Origin of the sequence: Pseudomonas fluorescens (genome assembly GCF_018614775.1) — a bacterium.
Classification (GTDB): domain Bacteria; phylum Pseudomonadota; class Gammaproteobacteria; order Pseudomonadales; family Pseudomonadaceae; genus Aquipseudomonas; species Aquipseudomonas fluorescens_BY.
In genome coordinates this window covers 46780-63804 of record NZ_JAGGOF010000087.1, presented here as the reverse complement: position 1 = coordinate 63804, position 17025 = coordinate 46780, and the positions used below count along the sequence as shown (strand labels likewise).

14 protein-coding genes and 1 pseudogene are annotated in these 17025 nt (G+C 63.7%); 8 read left to right on the top strand and 7 right to left on the bottom strand.

What is annotated here, in order from left to right; translation table 11 throughout:
- Window positions 1-145 precede the first annotated feature (145 nt).
- Both J7E36_RS20475 and J7E36_RS20470 read left to right on the top strand, forming a co-directional pair.
- The gene (locus tag J7E36_RS20475) at window positions 146-2797 is read left to right on the top strand and encodes a sensor histidine kinase (RefSeq protein ID WP_215007016.1); all 2652 of its coding nucleotides are present in this window, start codon (window positions 146-148) and stop codon (window positions 2795-2797) included.
- Between the two features lie 53 nt (window positions 2798-2850).
- On the top strand, window positions 2851-3549 hold the full coding sequence (locus J7E36_RS20470) for a response regulator (RefSeq protein WP_215007013.1): 699 nt from the start codon (window positions 2851-2853) through the stop codon (window positions 3547-3549).
- A 116-nt stretch (window positions 3550-3665) separates the two neighbouring features.
- Here the strand turns inward: J7E36_RS20470 and J7E36_RS20465 are convergent, their stop codons facing one another.
- Window positions 3666-4703 carry a patatin-like phospholipase family protein gene (locus J7E36_RS20465; RefSeq protein WP_215007010.1) on the bottom strand — a complete coding sequence of 346 codons (1038 nt, stop codon included), beginning with the start codon at window positions 4701-4703 and terminating at the stop codon, window positions 3666-3668.
- A 206-nt stretch (window positions 4704-4909) separates the two neighbouring features.
- Here J7E36_RS20465 and J7E36_RS20460 point away from each other — a divergent pair, with 206 nt between their 5' ends.
- From J7E36_RS20460 to J7E36_RS20450, 3 genes are all read left to right on the top strand, one after another.
- The gene (locus J7E36_RS20460; RefSeq protein WP_003183815.1) at window positions 4910-5200 is read left to right on the top strand and encodes a hypothetical protein; all 291 of its coding nucleotides are present in this window, start codon (window positions 4910-4912) and stop codon (window positions 5198-5200) included.
- A 106-nt stretch (window positions 5201-5306) separates the two neighbouring features.
- On the top strand, window positions 5307-6062 hold the full coding sequence (locus J7E36_RS20455) for a CHAD domain-containing protein (RefSeq protein WP_215007007.1): 756 nt from the start codon (window positions 5307-5309) through the stop codon (window positions 6060-6062).
- Between the two features lie 239 nt (window positions 6063-6301).
- Window positions 6302-7099 (top strand): acyl-CoA thioesterase, encoded by a 798-nt coding sequence (locus tag J7E36_RS20450; RefSeq protein WP_215007004.1) that lies wholly within the window; start codon window positions 6302-6304, stop codon window positions 7097-7099.
- Between the two features lie 3 nt (window positions 7100-7102).
- On the opposite strand, the pseudogene J7E36_RS20445 reads toward J7E36_RS20450, so the two are convergent.
- The 3 genes and pseudogenes from J7E36_RS20445 to J7E36_RS20435 all read right to left on the bottom strand — a co-directional run.
- Window positions 7103-7315 (bottom strand): annotated as a pseudogene (locus J7E36_RS20445) (terminase); the annotation flags it as partial.
- A 190-nt stretch (window positions 7316-7505) separates the two neighbouring features.
- Window positions 7506-8990: a methyl-accepting chemotaxis protein gene (locus J7E36_RS20440; RefSeq protein WP_215007001.1), complete on the bottom strand. Its 1485-nt coding sequence runs from the start codon at window positions 8988-8990 to the stop codon at window positions 7506-7508.
- A 232-nt stretch (window positions 8991-9222) separates the two neighbouring features.
- Window positions 9223-10029, bottom strand: a complete 807-nt coding sequence (locus J7E36_RS20435; RefSeq protein ID WP_215006998.1) for a TatD family hydrolase — start codon at window positions 10027-10029, stop codon at window positions 9223-9225.
- A 228-nt stretch (window positions 10030-10257) separates the two neighbouring features.
- Between J7E36_RS20435 and J7E36_RS20430 the strand changes: the two genes are divergently transcribed.
- The 3 genes from J7E36_RS20430 (at window position 10258) to J7E36_RS20420 (ending at window position 13256) form a co-directional block, all read left to right on the top strand.
- Window positions 10258-11679: a transglycosylase SLT domain-containing protein gene (locus J7E36_RS20430; protein ID WP_215006995.1), complete on the top strand. Its 1422-nt coding sequence runs from the start codon at window positions 10258-10260 to the stop codon at window positions 11677-11679.
- Between the two features lie 99 nt (window positions 11680-11778).
- Complete coding sequence (locus J7E36_RS20425) at window positions 11779-12213, top strand: DoxX family protein (protein WP_215006992.1); 435 nt, start codon at window positions 11779-11781, stop codon at window positions 12211-12213.
- Between the two features lie 734 nt (window positions 12214-12947).
- Window positions 12948-13256, top strand: a complete 309-nt coding sequence (locus J7E36_RS20420) for a class I SAM-dependent methyltransferase (RefSeq protein WP_212796954.1) — start codon at window positions 12948-12950, stop codon at window positions 13254-13256.
- A 39-nt stretch (window positions 13257-13295) separates the two neighbouring features.
- On the opposite strand, the gene greB is transcribed toward J7E36_RS20420, so the two are convergent.
- The 3 genes from greB to J7E36_RS20405 are packed head-to-tail and all read right to left on the bottom strand — an operon-like array spanning window position 13296 to window position 17015.
- Window positions 13296-13793: a transcription elongation factor GreB gene (gene greB / locus J7E36_RS20415; RefSeq protein ID WP_215006990.1), complete on the bottom strand. Its 498-nt coding sequence runs from the start codon at window positions 13791-13793 to the stop codon at window positions 13296-13298.
- Between the two features lie 34 nt (window positions 13794-13827).
- The gene (locus J7E36_RS20410; RefSeq protein ID WP_215006987.1) at window positions 13828-16332 is read right to left on the bottom strand and encodes an ABC transporter permease; all 2505 of its coding nucleotides are present in this window, start codon (window positions 16330-16332) and stop codon (window positions 13828-13830) included.
- Entirely contained in the window at window positions 16332-17015 is a 684-nt protein-coding gene (locus J7E36_RS20405) for an ABC transporter ATP-binding protein (protein WP_215006984.1), read from the bottom strand. The genes J7E36_RS20410 and J7E36_RS20405 overlap by 1 nt, the downstream gene beginning before the upstream one ends.
- Window positions 17016-17025: the final 10 nt, after the last annotated feature.

The following is a 17025-nucleotide window of genomic DNA, read 5'->3' as shown; positions in this document are numbered from 1 at the left end:
GAGCGAGCCTGCTCGCGATGGCGGTGTATCAGTCACACACTTGCACACTGACCCACCGCCATCGCGAGCAGGCTCGCTCCCACAAAGGCTTCATACAGGCCTGGGGAGTGGACATTCCATCAATACCAAAGCAAGAGAATCACACATGAGCGACTCCGGCCGCGCCGACGCACTGCTAGCCCATCTACCGCGCAGCGACCGTGGCCGGCTCAAGGTCTTTCTCGGCGCCGCCCCCGGGGTGGGCAAGACCTACGCCATGCTCCAGGCCGCCCACACCCAACTGCGCCAGAGCGTGAAAGTCATCGCTGGCGTGGTCGAGACCCACGGTCGCAGCGAAACCGAAGCGTTGCTCGGCGGCCTGGCGCAGCAGCCGTTGGTGCGTTCGGAGTATCGCGGTGTGATGCTCGAGGAAATGGACCTCGACGGCCTGCTCGCGGCCCGACCGGCATTGGTCCTGGTGGATGAGCTGGCCCACAGCAACGCGCCGGGCAGCCGCCACCTCAAACGCTGGCAAGACATCCAGGACCTGCTCGCCGCAGGCATCGATGTCTACACCACCGTCAACGTTCAGCACCTGGAAAGCCTCAACGATCAGGTGCGCGGTATCACTGGCGTGCAGGTCCGCGAGACGTTGCCGGACTGGGTCCTGCAGGAGGCCGATGAGCTGCTGCTGATCGACCTGCCGCCGCGCGAGCTGCTGGAGCGCCTGCGCGATGGCAAGGTCTATGTGCCGGAACAGGCTCGTGCAGCGATCGATGCGTTCTTCACCCAGACCAACCTGACCGCATTGCGTGAGTTGGCGATGCAGACGGCTGCGGCTCAGGTCGATAACGACCTCGCCCAGGGTTATCGGCAACTGGGCCAGGCCGCTCCGGCGGTGCGGGGGCGATTGCTGGTGGGAGTGGACGGTGACGCTCAGGCGGAACGCCTGGTACGCCACGCCAGCCGCGTTGCCCAGCGGCGGCACTTGCCGTGGAGCCTGGTGCATGTGGACAACGGCAGCGCCCGGGACGAGTCCTCGCGCCAGCGCTTGCAGAATGCCCAGCAACTGGCCGAACGGCTCGGTGGAGAGGTGGTGCTGCTGCGGGCCGGCGAGGTGGCCCGGACGCTGATCCAGCATGCCAGCGAACGCCGTGCCACGCTGGTGCTGGTGGGCCAGTCCCGGCCCCGGCTGCGTCGGCGGCTGTTCGGGGGCGGCCTTGCTTCGCGCCTGCTGCGTGATGCCCGGGGCCTGGAAATCAACGTGCTGGACAGCGACGAACAACCGCGTCCGGCCCGGGTGCGCTCAAGCACCGTGCAGACGGGCTTCGATTATGGGCTGGCGTTGGTGGCGACGGTAGCGGCCAGCGCACTGGCCTGGGGGATTTCGGGTCTGTTGGCGTTGCCCAATATCTCCCTGGTGTTCCTGATGGCGGTGCTGCTGGTGGCGGTACGCAGCAGCCTCGGGCCGGCGCTGGCGTGTGCGGCGCTGTCGTTCCTGGCCTATGACTTTCTGTTCATCCCGCCGAATTTCTCGCTGACCATCCAGCGCGAAGAAGACGTGCTGACCCTGGTGTTCTTCCTGCTCATGGCCGCCCTGACCGGTAACCTGGCGGCGCGTCAGCGACGGCAGTTGCAGGCGTTGCGCGACACCCAGCAGGAAACCGGTGAACTGCTCGACCTGTCGCGCAGGCTCACCGCCGCCACCGACCGCCAGGCCGTCATCAGTGCCGCGGCGCAGCACCTCAATGGCTGGCACGACTTGCAACTGTGCCTGCTCAACCGTGACGGCCAGGGCAGTTGGAAGGTCGAAAGCGGCGAGCCGTTGCCGTTCACCGAGGCCGAGCGCGCGGCGGCGGACTGGTCCTGGCAACACGATCAACCGGCCGGTGCCGGCACCGGGACACTGCCGTCCGGACGCTGGTGGTGGTGGCCGTTGTCGGCAGAGGGCGGGCCCCTGGCGTTGCTGGGCGTATGCGCCAGGGAGGGCGCGCATCTGAGTGGTCAGCGCCGTCGTTTGCTGGCTGCCCTCAGTCAACCCTTGGCCCAGGCATTGGCGCGGGCGCAGCTGGCCCAGGACCTGGAAGCGGCGCGCCTGCACGGTGAAACCGAACAACTGCGCAGTGCCCTGTTGGCGTCGGTGTCCCATGATTTGCGCACGCCGCTGACCGCCATGCGCGGCAGCATCGACAGCCTGCTGGCGCTGGGGGAGGCGATCCCGCTGGCGGATCGTCGCGAATTGCTCGAAGGCACTCGCGACGAGGCCGAGCGGCTGGACCGCTACATCCAGAACCTGCTGGACATGACCCGCCTGGGGCACGGTGCCTTGAAACTTGCACGGGACTGGGTGTCGCCGGCCGACATCGTTGGCAGTGCGCTGAATCGCCTGCGTGCGGTGTTGGCGCCGCTGGCGCTGGGTGTCGAAGTGCCTGGCGAGTTGCCTTTGCTGTACGTCCATGCGGCGCTGATCGAACAGGCCCTGGTGAATGTCCTGGAGAACGCCGCACGGTTCTCGCCGGTCCAGGGTCGGCTTTTGCTGAGCGCCGGGACGACGGACAGCGAGGTGTTGTTTGCCGTGGCCGACGAGGGGCCCGGCATCCCTGAAGAAGAGCGCGGGAAAATCTTCGACATGTTCTACACCGCCGCCCGGGGCGATCGGGGTGGGCAGGGCACCGGGCTTGGGCTGGCGATCTGTCAGGGCATGGTCGGCGCCCATGGCGGTCGCATCAGCGTGGCTGAAGGCCTCGACGGGCGTGGCACTTGCATCACCTTGCACTTGCCTTTGCAGACGCAACCGGGCATGGACGATGAAGCCTGAGCGGCGCTGCGATATGCTCGCCACTTGTCACTGACCTTGCATGAACGAGCCCCATGAGCCAGACCGCGACCCTTTTGGTCATCGATGATGAGCCGCAAATCCGCAAGTTCCTGCGCATCAGCCTGGCGTCCCAAGGCTACAAGGTGCTGGAAGCTGGCACCGGCGCGGAAGGGCTCGCCCAGGCGGCGTTGAACAAGCCCGATCTGCTGGTGCTCGACCTGGGGCTGCCGGACATGGACGGACAACAGGTGTTGCGCGAGTTTCGCCAGTGGTCGACGGTGCCGGTGCTGGTGCTCTCGGTGCGCGCCAGCGAAGCGCAGAAGGTCGAGGCGCTGGACAACGGCGCCAATGACTACGTGACCAAGCCGTTCGGCATCCAGGAATTCCTCGCCCGCATCCGTGCCCTGTTGCGCCAGGCCCCGGCGGGCGAAGCCCAGGAAGCGGCGCTGCGGTTCGGCCCGCTGACGGTGGACCTGGCGTACCGGCGGGTGTTGCTGGACGGTGCCGAAGTCGCCCTGACTCGCAAGGAATACGCGGTCCTGGCGCAGCTGGCGCGCCATCCGGGTCGAGTCATCACCCAGCAACAGTTGCTCAAGGACATCTGGGGCCCGACCCATACCGAAGACAGCCACTACCTGCGGATCGTGATCGGTCACCTGCGCCAGAAACTGGCCGACGACCCGACGCGGCCTCGGTTCATCGTGACCGAGGCGGGGGTGGGATATCGGTTGTTGGGGGAGGGCGGATTTTAATCCTGTGTTGTCTGGGCTGGCGCCATCGCAAGCAGCCTCGCTCCCACAGGGTTCACCGCACACCAATGTGGGAGCGAGCTTGCTCGCGATGAGGCCTGGACAGCCACCGCAAATCCTTAGTTCTGCTCACTCTCATACCGATCCAACGTATCACTGGCAATCTCCCGTCCCAGCGCGATCAACTCCGGCGCCTTGTAGAACTCGAAAAAGCGGCATACCCGTTTCGGCACGTTGATCAGCACATCCGGCGGATAACCGGCAATCTTGTACTGGGCCAGCGAAGTCTGCATCACCTCGAAACTCTGGTTGATCAGATCCAGCAGCGAGGCCGGGCCGACGTTGTCGATGATGAATGAACCGGTAGCCGACTTCGGTGCGCCTTCGGCCTCTGGTGCGGCGGCCGGTTGCTGACCTTCCGGCGCAGCGGATTCGAGCCACGGGTTGATGTCGGCGGCCTCGGCCTTCAACGCTTCCAGCTCCAGCAGCAACAGTTGCTCGGCTTGCTTGCGGCGAAACGGCAGGCGTGAACCCAGGGAGCTGACGAGGGTATCGAAGCGTCGCCGGAACGCGGCGGGGCGCTGGATCACCGGGAGCTTGTACTGTTTCTGGTTGGTGGCGTTGAGGTTGACCGCGATGATCAGGTCGCAATGGCTCGACACCACTGGCACGATCGGCAGCGGATTGAGCAAGCCGCCGTCCACCAGCATGCGGTTGCCTTGCATCACCGGGGTGAACAGGCTGGGAATTGCCGCCGAGGCGCGCATCGCCTGGTGCAGGCAACCTTCCTGGAACCAGATTTCCTGCTGGTTGGTCAGGTCGGTGGCGACGGCGGTGTAGGGGATGCGCAAGTCTTCGATGTTGAGCTCGCCGACAATCTTGCGGATCTGGCCGAAGACTTTTTCGCCGCGGATCGCTCCCAGGCGAAAGCTCACGTCCACCAGCCGCAGGACATCCAGGTAGTCGAGGCTCTCGATCCAGTTGCGGTAATCCTTGAGCTTGCCCGCGGCATAGATCCCACCGACCACGGCGCCCATCGAACAACCGGCGATGCAGGCGATGTCGTAGCCACGTCGTTCGATTTCTTCGATCACCCCGATATGGGCATAGCCCCGGGCGCCGCCCGAACCCAATACCAATGCGACACGTTTTGTCATGACCCGGCCTCTTGTCGAACAGGCCCCAACAATGCACTTATCGACGGCTCGGCTCAATCGTTGTGGCGCAGGCGTCGTTTTTTGACACGCCGCGGTGGCATTTGCGTATGCTCGGCCACACTTGAATATACGCGGCGGGCCTTGGCACTTTTTGCCGGCACGACCGTCTTACCAGCACGACTGTTGACCTGACTGAGGTGTAATCGATGAAAGCCCGGATCTGCCTGCCCCTGGTGGCTTCCCTGATGGTTCTGGCCCTGGCCGGTTGCGCAGGAAAAACCGCTTACCGTGACAGCTGCGGCACCCAGCTCGACGCCGCCTGGCATGAACTGGACCTGGCCAAGGCCGAAGGCTTTGCCGGCACCGTCAGCTACTCCAAGGCCCTGTCGCTGTTGACCGGCGCCAAGACCCAGCAGCAATTCGAAGCCTTCGAAGGCTGCTCCAAGAAGGCCGAGAAGGCGCGCTTCTACATTCGCGAGTCTCGCGCAGGACGATAACGGCAGCTGCAAGTAACGAGCTTCAAGCTGCAAGAGAAAAGCACGCGACATGCCTCTACTTGCAGCTTGGAGCTTGCAGCTCGACGCTGCGTACGGAGTACGCCCCATGATCGATAGGCTGGTGGCCCGGATACTGGGCCTGGAAGTCCGCCTGCTGGCTTGTCAGGCCCGCTTGAATGCCCATACCGACAGCGAAGCCCTGCATGACCTGCGCACCACCGTGCGCCGCTTGCGCAGCCTGCTTCGTCCCTTGCGCGGCTTGCCTGGCGTCGAGCAACTGGAAGCCGCCGCGTCGACGATCGGCAGCCTGACCACGCCCCTGCGCGACCGGGAAGTGTTGGCCGCGTATCTTGAACAGCACAGCCAGGTCGAGGCGGCGCAGCGACGCCGGGCGCTGATGCACGACGCTTATCCTGCGGTGGCAGGGAGCCCGGAGCTGGGCCAGTTGCTGATGATCCTCGACGCATTTCCACGCTTCATTCGCGCAGCGCAGCGCGAGGGGCTGCTCAGGGGGTTGCGCAAGCGCATTGAAAAGCGCCTGGACAAACAGTGGAGAAACCTCGGTGACGCCCTGCGTGATCCGGCCCATGACCGCCACCGCTTGCGACTGCTGATCAAGCGCGTGCGCTACGCCATCGAAGCCTACCCCGAACTCGACCGTCTGCCCGACGCGGCCATGCCACGACTCAAATCCGCCCAGGGCGCGCTGGGCGACTGGCACGATTGCTGGCAGTGGCTGGCCAGGGCCGGGGAGGAAGCGGACCTGCAACCCTGCGTGCCGGTCTGGCAGATCACCATGGAAAAGGCCGAGGCCAAGGCCGACAAGGTGCTCGACAAGCTGATCGCGAGCTGTTTCGAATAGTCCCGAAGCGTTGCACACAAATCCCCTGTGGGAGCGAGCCTGCTCGCGATAGCGTAGTGTCAGTTTGCATCTATGTGACTGATCCTCCGCTATCGCGAGCAGGCTCGCTCCCACATGAGTTTGGGGTGGACTCAAACCGGCGGCCTATCTGTCAGCCTCTTTGGCCGGAATGAGCGCTGTGCCGCTCGCCGGGGCTGGTTAAGATCCCTTCCTCTTCTCCCCATGCTTTCGAGGTCGTCATGCGCTTTTCCGATTTGATCGATGCCGTGCGCCGTCAACCAGAGGCCGTTATCATCGCGCCTGAATGGGGCCAGGGCCGCGCCACGTTTGGCGGGTTGGTGGCGGCGCTGCAGTATGAAGCGATGCGTGCCCGGGTGCCGGCGGATCGGCCGGTGCGTTCGCTGGCGATCACCTTTGTCGGCCCGGTGGCGCCGGACGTGCCGGTCAGTTTCGAAGTCGACGTGCTGCGCGAAGGCAAGGCGGTGAGCCAGGCACTGGGGCGCGCGGTGCAGAACGGCCAGGTGGTGACGGTGGTGCAGGGCAGTTTCGGCGCATCGCGTTCTTCCGTGGTGGCGGTGCAAGCCGATCCCGCGCCCGAGTTCAAAAGCGTGGAGCAATGCCAGGAGCTGCCGTACATCAAAGGCGCCACCCCGGAATTCATGCGTCACCTGGCGATGTGCTGGAGCGTCGGTGGCCTGCCGTTCACGGGCAACACCTCCCGGAGCATGGGCGGCTGGGTGCGCTTGCGCGGTGACGTGAAGGAAGAGCCGTTGAACGAGGGCCATATCCTGGCCCTGGTGGACGCCTGGCCGCCGGCCTTGCTGCCTCATCTCAAACAAATGGCCCCGGGCAGTACGCTGACCTGGACCATTGAGTTCGTCCAGCCACTGCTGGCGCTCACGACGCTGGACTGGTGCAAATACCTGGCCGAGATCGACCACGCCCAGGACGGCTACGGCCATGTCGCCGCGAAGTTCTGGAGCGCCGATGGCCGCTTGATCGCCCTGAGCCGGCAGACGGTGACGATTTTCGCTTGATCAGTGACGGTGACGCTGTAGCGCAAGTGCAGCGACCATGCCGATGAGGCCGATGGCGACATCCGTCGGGCTGACGCTGAATACCCCTGACACCATCAACAGAAACGCGATGATGAACAGCGGTACGGCAATCAAGTGCGACACGAGGTCGGCCGGTTGGCGCTGATCGTGGGTGCGCCATTGCCAGGCCGGGAGGTCGGGGTGTTGTTTGCCCATGATGCTAATCCTTGAGGTCATGAAGTCGAATGACCCCAGAATAGGCCCGGCCAGGCGGAGCGGCGAATGGTGCTTGGCTATCGAAGCGATAGCGTCCAGTCAATTTCAGGAAGACTCATCGCGGGCAAGCCTTGCTCCCACAGGTGTTTCCATGGACCTGTGGGGGCACGGCTTGCTCGCGACAGCGGTTTCAGAGCTTCAGTTGCCCGATCGCCTTGTTCAATTCTCCCGCCAGCGTCGCCAGCTCATGGCTGGTGGTGGCCGAGTCCACGGTCTGACGCACGGTGTTTTCGGTGACGTCGCGGATACTCACCACTGCCCGGTTCATGTCCTCGGCGACCTGGCTCTGCTGCTCGGCCGCGACGGCGATCTGGGTGTTGCTCTCGCGCATCTGCGCCACCGCTGCGGTGATCTGCGCCAGCGCTTCGCCGGCCTCGCGGGCCTGTTGCACGCAATCGTCGGCCTTGTACGAACTCTCCTGCATGAAATCCACTGCGTCCCGGGTGCCGGCTTGCAGGGCGGCGATCATGGTGGTGATTTCATCCGTGGAAATCTGCACCCGCTTGGCCAGGTTGCGTACCTCATCGGCCACCACGGCAAAGCCCCGGCCCATTTCCCCGGCCCGCGCCGCTTCGATGGCGGCGTTCAGGGCCAGCAGGTTGGTCTGCTCGGCGATGCTGTGGATCACGCTGACCACGCCGCTGATCTTCTGGCTGTCGTCGGCCAGGCGCTGGATCATTTCGGCGGTCTGCTGCACCCCCGAAGACAGGCCGGTGATCGACTGCTGTACCCGGCTTACCACTGCGTGGCCATTGCCGGCCAAGGTGTCGGCGGTTTTTGACAAGTCGCGGGTGGCGCCGGCGTGCTGGGCGATGTGGTAAACCGTGGCCGACATCTGGTTGATCGCCGTGGCCGCCTGGTCGGTCTCGCTCTGCTGGCCGAGCATGCCGTGGCGCACATCGGTCATGCTCGACGCCAGGCGCGCCGCACCACTGTCCAACTGCCGGGCCGTGCTGGCGACGGTGTCCACTACACGTTGATAACCGGCCTGCATAGCGTTGAACGCCGCCGCCATCTGACCCACTTCGTCCTTGCAGGCCAGGGGCACGCGGGCGGACAGGTCGCCGGTTTTTTCCACGTGCAGCATCACGTCTTTCAATGTGTTGAGTTGACTGAGCAAGAAGCGGATCAACAACTGCGAAGCGCCCAGCATCGCCAGCATCAGCACGAACACCGCCATGGCGTATTGGCTGAAACGTTCGCCGAACACTTGGCGCAAGCTGACGCCATGGGCCAGCACGGCGAGTTGTTGACCATCATCGTTACGACGAATCACTTGGGCGCCCAGCAGCGGGTCATCGCCAAACATCGGCCCGGCATTCAGTTCGACCCAACCATTGGCCTGGGCCAACGCAGGCAGCGGTTGTCCGTTCACGGCCGGGATCTGGTCGCGCTGAAATGCCAGGAGGTCATCGGCCTTGGGCAATGACTGCCCGGCAGGCCAGGCACCCAACAGGGATGCCTGAGCCTGGGCATTGGCCTGGACGGCGTGGTTGCGCGCCTGCTGTTCGAGGTGAACCGCGTAGAGCACCAGCAGCAAGGTCGTGATAAAGGCGACCGCATTGACCGCCCAGAATTTGTACTTCAGTGAGATATTGCTAAGCCAGGCACCCATGGAAGGTCTTCTCTGATAGCGGAAACAGTTTTGGCAAGGTGCCATTATTTTGCTGCTATCAGAGGAGGTGGGTTTTGATGTGGATCAACAGAGATGACGCCAGGCGTCTTGTGCTTGAGCAGGGTCCTTGTGGGAGCGAGCCTGCTCGCGATAGCGATGTATCAGCTTGCAGATAAGTAACTGACACACCGCCATCGCGAGCAGGCTCGCTCCCACAGGGTGTTCGGATTGATCAGGAAATCGAGGGCAACCCGAAAAACGCCCGGGCGCATGCCGTGCTGTGGGCCGCCAGGTCTTCCTGGGTTTCGCCGCGGTGCAAGGCCACTTCGCGCAGCACCTCGGTCAGGTAGGCAGGTTCATTGCGACCGTTCTTGGGTTTGGGCCGAAGCGTGCGAGGCAGCAGATACGGCGCGTCGCTTTCGAGCATCAGCCGACCGCGGGGAATCTCGCGCACCAACGGATGCAAATGCGTGCCCCGACGCTCATCACAGATCCAGCCCGTAATGCCGATATGCAAATCCAGGTCGAGGTAGTTGAACAGGGCCTTTTTTTCACCGGTAAAGCAGTGCACCACCGCCGCTGGCAACTGATCGCGAAAACCCCGCAGCATCTCCAGCAGGCGCTGGTCGGCGTCCCGCTCGTGCAGGAACACCGGCAATTGCAACTCGACCGCCAGGGCCAGGTGTTCTTCCAGAACCTTTTCCTGTTGCGGCCGGGGAGAGAAATCGCGATTGAAGTCCAGCCCGCATTCACCCACCGCACGCACCCGGCTTTGCATCATCAGGTCCTTGAGGTGCCTGGCGCTGTCGGCGGTCCAATCACTGGCACTGTGGGGGTGAATGCCCGCGGTGGAAAATAACCGTTCCCCGCCGTCGTCCAGGCGCTCGCACAACTCCAGGGCTTGTTCGCTGCCCTCGAGGCTGGTGCCGGTCAACACCAGTTGGCAGACCCCGGATGCATAGGCGCGCTCAAGCACCGCCTGATGTTTATCAGCGAAACTGGGGTTGGTCAGGTTGACGCCGATATCGATGAGTTGCATGGTGCTACCTCGGCCCAAAGGCTGGAAAGCATATCAGAGCTGTAGATTTATAAGAAAAGCCAAGAACTACAACGAGTTGGGGCTGTCTGTTGAGGCCGCGTGACAAGTCAGGTTGGTATAAAAGCCATCACTGTGCCAGTCTTGCGCACTTTTCAGCGCCCCAGGCGCTCTGTTTCTGTCGGCTCAGCCTCATTTTCAAGGCGCCCGGCAGCATCTCTCGGAGAGTGGATGACACGTCCCCAGACGTTGCTACTGCTGTGTTGTTCGCTGCTCTTGCCGATGCCGGCCGAGGCGCTGCTGCCTGGACCGGTGCAAACCGTGGCGCCGGGTACGGTGCGCGACCTGGCGCAAATCCGCAGCAGCCGGGTGTTGAAAGTGCTGGTCAACCAGAGCCGCAACAGCTCTGGTGAAGTCCAGGGCCAGCCCATTGGCGTCGAGTATCACCGGTTGCGGGCCTTCGAGCAGTACCTCAACGGCCACGCCCGGGATGGCCAGGAGATCACCCTCAAGATCATTCCCAAGGCCAAGGACCAATTACTCGGCGCCTTGCAGCGCGGGGAGGGCGACCTGGTGGCGCCCGGCGAACTGCTGGAGCCGCAAGCCGGCCTTGCGGTCAGTCCCAGCGATCCGATCCGTAGCGATGTGCCGTTGCTGCTGGTGGGCATCAAGGGCGAGAAACGCTATACCCGTGTGGAACAACTGTCCGGCAAGACCCTGGCCCTGCCCAACGGCAGCGCGGCGGGGGATGCAGTGAGCCAGGTCAACCAGAAACTGGCGTTGCTCAAGTTGCCACCGGTGAAAATCGAATGGGTCGATCCTACCCTGGCGGTGGAGGACGTGTTGGAGATGGTCCAGGGCGGGATCTTCCACCTGACCATCGTCGAGCAGCCCATCGCCGAACGCTGGGGCAAGATTCTTCCCAAGCTGCGTTTCGACCGCCAGGTGTTGATCGGCGAGCCGGGTGCTGAATATTGGTTCGTTCGTCGTGACGCCGGCATGCTGCGGGCCAGCATCGACCGCTTCCTGGCGACCTATAAGGCACCGGACAACCAGGATGCGGCGTTCCTGCGCATCTATCGTCGTCTTTACCAAGTCCACTATCCGCTGGCGCGCGCCGATCGACAGCGCCTGGAGAAACTGCGCCCGGTGCTGCAAAAACATGCCGAGGCCCAGGGCATGGACTGGCTCAACCTGGCGGCGCTGGCCTTCAAGGAATCAGCCCTGCAACCGAGCAGCCGCGGCGGCGGTGGCCCCACGGGCCTGATGCAGATCACCCCATCGGCCGCCCAGCGGGTCGGGGTCGATAACATCCAGAACCTGGACGCCAATGTGCAGGCCGGCGCCAAATACCTGGCCATGATTCGCCGCAAGTTCTTCGCCAGCCCCAAGCTTAACGAGCGCGAGCGCATGGCGTTCGTCCTGGCCGCCTATAACATGGGGCCGGAGCGCGTCCAGGGCATGCGCGCCGAGGCCCGTCGGCGCGGATTGAACCCCAACCAGTGGTTCTTCCAGGTCGAGCGCATCGCCATGGAGCAGGTGGGGATGGGCGCCGTCAGCTACGTTAATAGCGTGAACAAATACTATCTGGCCTTTGACCGTGAGCGAGAGTCACTCGAACCGGCCGGGCAAAAGGTCGCCCTGCGAAAATAATCAATTAAACTGATTGGTTTGTCGTATTTTTTGCGCTTTTTGCATAGGTGTTTTTGATTAATATGGCGACCAACAACCACACACCTGGGATGAACCCGCATGAACTCGTTGATCAATAAAGTAATGTTTACCCGAGCCGGCTACGGCCTGACTGTTCTGCGTGTCGCCGTCGGCGTCATCTTCGCTGCGCACGGCTCGCAGAAACTCTTCGGCCTGTTCGGTGGCTACGGCCTGGCCGGCACGGCGCAATGGATGGAAAGCATCGGCCTGACGCCGGGCTACCTGATGGCGACATTGGCGGGCGGCACCGAGTTTTTCGCCGGGCTGGCGTTGGTCATCGGCCTGCTGGTGCGTCCGGCGGCGCTGGGCCTGGCCTTTCTGTCGCTGGTGGCGATTTTCTCGGTGCACATTGGTAATGGTTTGTTCATGGCCAATAACGGTTATGAATTTGCCCTGGCGTTGTTGGCGGGGAGTGTTGCGGTGTTGATCGAAGGTGCGGGTAAGCTGTCGGTGGATCGCGCTGTTGCGGGCTGACGGTGTTCGGGGTTATGTATCTATATCCGTTTCCTTTGTAACGGCTACTTAGGGTTTCGCTCTTCCAGCGGGTCACTTTTGGAAGAGCGCCGCGCCCCAGATCAAGAGCTCGCCGAGGCGGCCTGACAGCCGACCTGATTCTTCCGGCCCTGCACCGACCCACTGTGGGAGCGAGCCTGCTCGCGATGGCGGTGGGTCTGCTTGCATCAATACTGAATGTGCCGACGCCTTCGCGAGCACGCTCTCTCCCATAATTCGAGGTATGGCTGGAGTGACAGGGCGACTGTCAGGCCGTCTCGCGAGCAAGCTTTGCTCCCACAGATTGGCCTCCACAGATTTTCTCCAACAGCTCAGGTCCCAAAGACCTGACGGATGTACAACCGCCAGAGCCAGGCCGGCTACCAGGCCGCCTCGGCGAGCTGATGATCTGGGGCGCCCCATTAACCACGCTGGCCGAAACCCTAAGCAGCCGTTACCGCAGCAACGGATATACACACCCACCTATTGAAGACAGAAAAAGCATCAATCCCGTAGCCACCGATTCTTGACACCCCCCAGCCAGCTTCTCTACGATGCCCCTCATGCGCCGATTTAAACAGCTACTTGCGGGGCGCCAGGTAACTCATCCAGTTACCGTCAGAAGCCAGAAACAAGGCTTCGAAATACCGCTAAAGCGCTGGTTCGGTGTTGCCTCTCACCTGCCATGCAGACTTTTGAGGCAGAGACACGACACGATGAACGCACCCAGTCCCCTTGTACGTCTTGCGCCGATCACGGCGAATCTTGTGCAACGCAACCCGAAAATTCTCTTGGGCGGCACCCACCAGCCCACTCTCCTGCGTTATCTCGACGGTTGGCCGCGACGCAACCACGGGCCCGCTGCATTCCTGATCCAGTTTGTCGAAGACGGTGAATCCCTGGCGCGTTTCGCCAATGACAGCTTCGACCTGGCCGTTATCCAGTCCCCCTGCGCGGCGGACGCGCCGGAAATGATCCGGCAATTGACACGCGTCGCGCGGCAGGGATTGATCACTCGCCGTTGAGGTGTTCGGCCTTTGGTCGCGGACGAAGCGGGCGGCCGATTAGGGGTACGCGATGTCGACGATGTAGACCCGCTTTTCCCCGGTAGGCGTCTGGACCTTGACCTCGGCATCGAGGGCCTTGCCAATCAGTGCGCGGGCCAACGGCGAGTCGATACTGATCAGGTTCTGTTTCAAGTCCAGCTCGTCCGGACCGACGATGCGATAGCGTGATTCCTTGCCATCCTCATCCTCGACGGTGACCCAGGCGCCGAAGTACACCTTGTTTGGATCGCTGGGCTTTTCACTGACCACCTTCAGCGCTTCAAGACGCTTGGTAAGGAAGCGCACGCGACTGTCGATTTCCCGCAGCATTTTCTTGCCGTAGGTGTATTCGGCATTTTCCGAACGATCGCCCTGGGCGGCCGCTTCGCTGACCGCCTGGGTTACCTGGGGACGGCGTACATGCCACAGCTCATGGAATTCGGCGCGCATCCGTGCTTCACCCTCGGGGGTGATCAGCGCGGTGCCGGCGGTGCGGGGAGGGCGATAGCGGCTCATGGCAAGTTCTTGTAATTGCGAAGTCGGGAGTCTATCAACCCTCGCGCAACACTGTCAGCGGGCTGGCATTGAGTGCGCGACGGGTGCCAAACACCCCGGCACCGCCGATCAACACGGCGCCCACCAAGGGCAACAGCAGTAGCCACGGATGCGGATGCCACGGCAAGTCGAAGGCGTAACGGTAGAGCACCAGGCTCACCAGTTCCGAACCCAGGGCCGCGAGCAGGCCACTGACCGCGCCCAGCAGTCCGAACTCGATGCGTCGGGCCTTGACCAGCAACGGCCGTTCGGCACCCAGCGCGCGCAGCAGCGCACCCTGGCGAATCCGTTCGTCGAGGGTCGCTTGCAGGCCGGAGAACAGCACGGCCATCCCCGCCGCCAGCACGAACAGCAATACATATTCCACGGCCAGGGTGACCTGGGCCAGGATGCTGCGCAGCTGTTCGAGCAGGGCTTCGACTTGCAGGATGGTTACCGCCGGGAAGGCCCTGGACAGGTCGACAATCTGTTGGTCGTGGCCCGCCGCCAGGTAGAAGCTGGTGAGGTACGTGGCCGGCAGGTCCTTCAGTGTGCCGGGCTGGAAGATCATGAAGAAGTTGGGCTGGAAGTTATCCCAGTTGATTTCCCGCAGGCTGGTGACCTTCGCTTCGCGGTTGACGCCGCCCACGCTGAACACCAGGCGATCACCCAGCTTGATCTTGAGGTTATCGGCGACCTTGCCTTCCACCGAAACTCCCGGGATGTCGTCCGGTGGCTGCTGCGGCCACCAGGCACCGGCCGTGACGACGTTGCCCGCCGGCAGGTCGGCGGCCCAGGTCAGGCTCAGATCGCGTTGCAGTGCGCGGTCGCCGGCGGAGTCCTTGGTGACGAACTCCGTGGCCGGCTCGCCGTTGATGCTGATGAGTCGCCCCGGCACCACGGGGTAGAGCGGCGCCGATTGCGCGGACAGTGCCACCAGCTTGTCGGTGAACGCCTGCTTGTCGTTGGGCAGGATGTTCAGGGCGAAATAGTTCGGGGCATTTTTCGGCAGCTGGTTTTGCCAGGTGTCCAGCAATTCACCGCGCAACAGCGCAATGAGCGCCATGGACAGCAGGATCAGACCGAACGCCAGGGCCTGACCGGCCGCCGCCAGGGGATGGCGCAGCAACTGGCCGAGGCCCAGCCGCCAGGGCAGGGCAGCGCGGGCCAGCAGACGGCGCAGGCTCTGGAGCAGCAGTAACAGCAGGCCGCCGAGCATCAAGGCGGCAACGACGCCGCCACCGAGCAGGGCGAAGGTGAGGACCAGGTCCAGGCTCAGGCGCCACATGATCAGGCCCAACGCGCCCAAGGCGGCGCCATAGACCATCCAGGTACTGGAGGGTATCGGCAGCATGTCCCGGCGCAGCACGCGCAACGGCGGTACCCGACCCAGTGCGGCCAGTGGCGGCAGGGCGAACCCGGCCAGGGCTACCAGGCCGGTGCCGATCCCGGCAATCGCCGGCAGCAGGCCTCCTGGTGGAACAGCCGTGGGCAACAGGTCATGCAGCAGCGCGAACAGGCCCAGTTGGGCGATCCAGCCAAGTAACGCGCCGCTGATGCTCGCCAGCAGGCCGAGCACCGCCAACTGCAGGCTGAACAACAGCATGGTTTCCCGGCGTGACAGACCCAGGCAGCGCAGCAGGGCGCTGGCATCGAAACGTCGGGTAGCGAAACGGTTGGCCGACAGCGCGACCGCAACGCCGGATAACAGCACCGCCACCAAGCTGGCCATGTTCAGGTAGCGCTCAGCCTTGCCCAGGGCGCCGCCGATCTGCCGGTTGCCGTCGCGGGCATCCTGCAGGCGCTGGTTGGGCTCAAGGCCCGGTTTGACCAGGTCGCGATAGGTTTGCAGCGCCGTGGCCGGGCCGCGCCACAAGTCACGGTAGCTGACACGGCTGCCGGGTTGCACCACACCCGTGGCGTCCAGGTCCGTGAGGTTGATCATCACCCGGGGCGTGAGGCTGTAGAAATTACCGGCGCGATCGGGTTCGTAGGTCAGCACCCGGCTCAGGCGCAGGGTCTTGTTGCCGACGTCGATGTGGTCGCCAATCTTCAGGTCCAGGGCCGTCAGCAGGCGGGCTTCGACCCAGGCCTCGCCAGGGGCCGGACGCCCACCGGTCTCTTCCGGGGCGAATGGGGCCGCGGCGCTTTTCAGTTCGCCGCGCAATGGGTAGGTGTCGTCGGCAGCCTTGACGCTGGACAGCTGGATGCCGTTATCGGTGGCGACAACGCTGGAGAACTCCACCACCCGGGCGTGTTCCAGGCCCAGTTCGGTACCGCTGCGAATCTGTTCCGCACGGGCTGGCGAGCTGCCTTCGAGCAGCAGGTCGGCACCGAGGAATTCGGTGGCGCGCAGCATCATCGCGCCGTTGAGGCGGGCCCCGAAGTAGCCGATGGCGGTGCTCGCCGCCACGGCCACCAGCAGGGCGAAGAACAACACCCGCAACTCACCGGCGCGGGCATCGCGCAGCAATTGACGGACAGCAAGACTGAACAGGCGCAACAGCGGCAAGCGTGCCATCAAGGCTCCAGGGGCGCGACCATCTGGCCGGCTTCAAGTCGGATCAGGCGCCGGCAGCGATGGGCCAGGCGTTCATCGTGGGTGACCAGCACCAGGGTCGTGCCGCTTTCCTTGTTCAGCTCGAACAGCAGATCGCTGATGCGCTCGCCGGTGTGGCTGTCGAGGTTACCGGTGGGTTCGTCGGCAAACAGCACGTCGGGCTCGGCGGCAAAGGCGCGGGCAATCGCCACGCGTTGCTGTTCACCGCCGGAGAGCTGGCGCGGCGAGTGGGTCAGGCGCTGGCCCAGGCCAACCCGCTGCAGCAATTCGGTGGCGCGTTCGCGAGCATCCTTGCGACCGTCCAGCTCCAGCGGCAGCATGACGTTTTCCAGGGCGTTGAGGCTGTCGAGCAACTGGAACGACTGGAAGACGAAACCGACATGCTCGGCACGGATCCGTGCCCGCTGGTCTTCATCGAGCGCGCTGAGGGCCTGGCCGGCGAGGGTGACTTCACCGCTGCTGGGCAGGTCGAGACCGGCCAGCAGGCCCAACAGGGTGGATTTGCCGGAGCCGGACGCACCGACGATGGCCAGGCTGTCGCCTTTGTTCAGTTCCAGGCTGAGTTCGTGCAGGATGGTCAGTTCACCTTCCGCGCTGGGGACCACTTTGCTAAGGTCCGTCGCGGTGAGAATGCTTGAGCCCATGGAGAATCCG